The following is a 3,622-nucleotide window of genomic DNA, read 5'->3' as shown; positions in this document are numbered from 1 at the left end:
TCTCATCCGGTTTTCGCCTGTGGGAAGTAGGCGTGTTTATCCACATATGCTCAAATGACGGAAGCGTGAAATCCAGCCTGTTGAAAACGGGGACAATGCCGACCATCGCGCCGCTTTTCCGTGGGTTTTAAACAGGGTTTCCGCCTTGCGCCAGAGCCGGGAGACGTTGAATCCATTGAGGTGAACAGCGAAATCCCCGATCTGCCAAAATCACAGGTCCGAAAATCACCGATGCGAAACTGGAAACCGGGGAAATGACTCATGACTGCGGCAAAAGCTTTAATCCTTGATCGTCACAGACTCTAAGAAATAAAAGAAACCGAACATAACAAGATTCATTTAGAGGCGAGGCTGGGGATATGGCGAAAAGGGCACTGGAACGGGTGCTGGATGGCGAGACCGTAAACCCGCCGCCGATCTGGCTGATGCGGCAGGCAGGACGCTATCTGCCGGAATACCGCGCCGTGCGGGAAAAGGCCGGAGGCTTTCTGAACCTCTGCTATAATCCGGATTTTGCAACGGAAGTGACGCTGCAGCCGATCAGGCGATATGGCTTTGACGCGGCGATCCTATTTTCCGACATTCTCGTGATCCCCGATGCGCTGAAGCGCAATGTCCGCTTTGAGGCCGGGGAAGGACCGAGACTTGATCCGATCAACGCAGACGGCATCTTGGCTCTTGAAAAGAGCTATGACGCAGGCCGGCTCGATCCGGTCATTGAAGCGGTGAGGCGTATCCGCCGGGAGTTACCGGAGGAAACGGCGCTGCTCGGTTTCTGCGGCGCGCCCTTTACCGTGGCGACCTATATGATTGCCGGACGCGGCACCCCCGACCAGGCGCCGGCGCGGCTGTTTGCCTATCGCCACAGACGCGAATTCCTGAAACTGCTCGACTACCTTGCCGATCTCTCGGCCGATTACCTGATCCGCCAGCTTGAGGCCGGCGCCGGCGCGGTGCAGATCTTCGACAGCTGGGCCGGTGTGCTCGGCGAGGAGGATTTTGCCGACTTTGCTGCGGCACCCGTCGCGCGGATCGTTGCGAAAGTGCGGGCGGCGCATCCGGAGGCGAAGATCATCGCCTTCGCCAAGGGCGCGGGCCCCAACCTCGCCTCGTATCGCGCCAAGACCGGCGCGGACGCGATCGGCCTCGACTGGACGGTGCCTCTTGCCATCGCCAGAGACCTGCAGAAGGATGGGCCGGTGCAGGGCAATCTCGACCCGCTTTCCGTGGTCGCTGGCGGTCATGCGATGAAAAGCCGCGCCCTTGCCATTCTCGAAGCGCTTGCGGACGGACCGCTGATCTTCAATCTTGGCCACGGAATCACGCCCGAGGCCGATCCGGAGCATGTGGCAGCGCTTGTCCGGCTCGTGAGAGGCGAAGAATAGTCCTTTTCAAAAGGGAGAATGCCTGATGGCAGATCGGAACAATGCCGGCAGCAAGGCGGCAGGGCGGGCAATGACGGCGCTGCTGGTGTTTCTGGCGCTCTGTCTTGGCATCTACATCTTCGACCGCGACAATTTCTATCTCTGGGCCAAGGCAATCCACATCATGGCGGTGATCGCCTGGATGGCCGGCATGTTCTATCTGCCGCGCCTCTTCGTCTACCACGCTGATACTGTGCCCGGTTCCGAAAGCTCTGAAACCTTCAAGGTGATGGAATATCGCCTGATGAAGGCGATCATGAACCCGGCCATGATTCTGACATGGATTTTCGGTCTATACCTTGCCTGGGAGGGTTTCCGGTTTTCCGGCGGCTGGCTGCATGTCAAGATCCTGGCGGTTTTTCTTCTGTCGGGCGTCCATGGCTATCTCAGCAAATCGCTGAAGGAATTTGCCGCCGACAAACGTTCGCACAGCGCGAAACACTGGCGCATCATCAACGAAGTTCCGACAGTTTTGATGATCATCATCGTTATAATGGTCGTTTTGAAGCCGTTTTAATCAGATGATGAACATTTTAGGCGGTTTTCGGCGATAAAAATGCTGTTTTTGCTCTTGTAACGTCAGCGTCAAATCAGTATCTTCCGGCCACTCATCCAAAAGGCTGTGCGAAAGTATCCCCCTTTGCCAATCCGAATTGGCACTGCTCTACCAGCGCAACCGGCCTTTCTATCTTCATGACAACATCACGGTTTTCTTCATGTCTCAAATGAAGCTTCAGGAACTGAAGAGTAAAACGCCTACCGATCTCCTTGCCTTTGCCGAATCAGTCGAAGTTGAGGGCGCGAGCACCTTGCGCAAACAGGAACTCATGTTTGCCATCCTCAAGATGCTTGCAGCCCAGGACGTCGAGATTATCGGCGAGGGCGTGGTCGAGGTCCTTCAGGACGGTTTCGGGTTCTTGCGTTCGGCCAATGCCAACTATCTTCCCGGCCCGGACGACATCTATATTTCGCCCTCCCAAATCCGCCGCTTCGCGCTGAAGACCGGCGACACGGTTGAAGGGCCGATCCGCGGACCGAAGGAGGGCGAGCGCTATTTCGCGCTGCTGAAGGTCAATACCATCAATTCCGACGATCCGGAAAAGATCCGTCACAAGGTCCATTTCGACAATCTGACGCCGCTCTATCCCGATGAGCGCTTCAAGATGGAGCTCGACAACCCGACCTCCAAGGACAATTCCGCCCGCGTCATCGACCTGGTCGCGCCGCTCGGCAAGGGCCAGCGCGGCCTGATCGTCGCCCCGCCGCGCACCGGCAAGACCGTGCTCTTGCAGAACATCGCCCATTCGATCACCGCCAATCACCCCGAATGTTTCCTGATCGTGCTGTTGATCGACGAGCGGCCCGAGGAAGTGACCGACATGCAGCGTTCGGTGAAGGGCGAAGTGGTCTCATCCACCTTCGATGAACCGGCCGTACGCCACGTGCAAGTCGCTGAAATGGTTATCGAAAAGGCAAAACGCCTGGTGGAGCACGGCCGCGATGTCGTGATCCTGCTCGATAGTATCACCCGTCTCGGCCGCGCCTATAACACGGTCGTTCCGTCCTCCGGCAAGGTGCTGACCGGCGGCGTCGACGCCAATGCGCTGCAGCGCCCGAAGCGCTTCTTTGGTGCTGCGCGTAATATCGAGGAGGGCGGTTCGCTGACGATCATCGCGACCGCGCTGATCGATACCGGCAGCCGCATGGACGAAGTGATCTTCGAGGAATTCAAGGGCACCGGCAATTCCGAAATCGTGCTCGACCGCAAGGTCGCCGACAAGCGCATCTTCCCGGCCATGGACATTCTCAAGTCGGGCACCCGCAAGGAAGACCTGCTCGTGCCGCGCCAGGACCTGCAGAAGATCTTCGTCCTCCGCCGCATCCTCGCGCCCATGGGCACCACGGACGGTATCGAATTCCTGATCGACAAGCTGAAGCAGACCAAGAACAACGCCGAATTCTTCGAATCGATGAATACCTGAGCGATAGGGTAGGGGTCCGTTCGCAGGGAAGCTTTCGGTGCAGTTTGGCCGTATAATGGCGCTAAGCGCAAAGACTGCGTGTAGCGCTGCCGCCTAGCCCCCCAATCTTCTCGCCCCGGAGGGGAGAGATGTCGCGACAGCGACAGTGAGGGGGGAGACTATCACCGCGAACGCCCTCACGATTTGAAATGCCGCGCCACCCTCACTGCCCCTTTC

The 3,622-nt window shown here is 58.0% G+C and carries 3 protein-coding genes; all 3 read left to right on the top strand.

Translation table 11 applies throughout. The features are described 5' to 3' along the window. Positions 1 to 359: 359 nt before the first annotated feature. Complete coding sequence (gene hemE / locus B4E36_RS07270) at positions 360 to 1,385, top strand: uroporphyrinogen decarboxylase (RefSeq protein ID WP_018065374.1); 1,026 nt, start codon at positions 360 to 362, stop codon at positions 1,383 to 1,385. A 25-nt stretch (positions 1,386 to 1,410) separates the two neighbouring features. Further along, positions 1,411 to 1,941: a protoporphyrinogen oxidase HemJ gene (gene hemJ, locus B4E36_RS07265; RefSeq protein ID WP_292055399.1), complete on the top strand. Its 531-nt coding sequence runs from the start codon at positions 1,411 to 1,413 to the stop codon at positions 1,939 to 1,941. 199 nt (positions 1,942 to 2,140) lie between these two features. Next, the gene (gene rho / locus B4E36_RS07260) at positions 2,141 to 3,406 is read left to right on the top strand and encodes a transcription termination factor Rho (protein ID WP_026173571.1); all 1,266 of its coding nucleotides are present in this window, start codon (positions 2,141 to 2,143) and stop codon (positions 3,404 to 3,406) included. Positions 3,407 to 3,622 lie beyond the last annotated feature (216 nt).

The sequence above is a fragment of the Martelella sp. UBA3392 genome (assembly GCF_002358775.1).
Classification (GTDB): Bacteria; Pseudomonadota; Alphaproteobacteria; order Rhizobiales; family Rhizobiaceae; genus Martelella; species Martelella mediterranea.
Note: the sequence above shows the minus strand (reverse complement) of the source record. Positions and strands in the feature narration are given on the sequence as shown.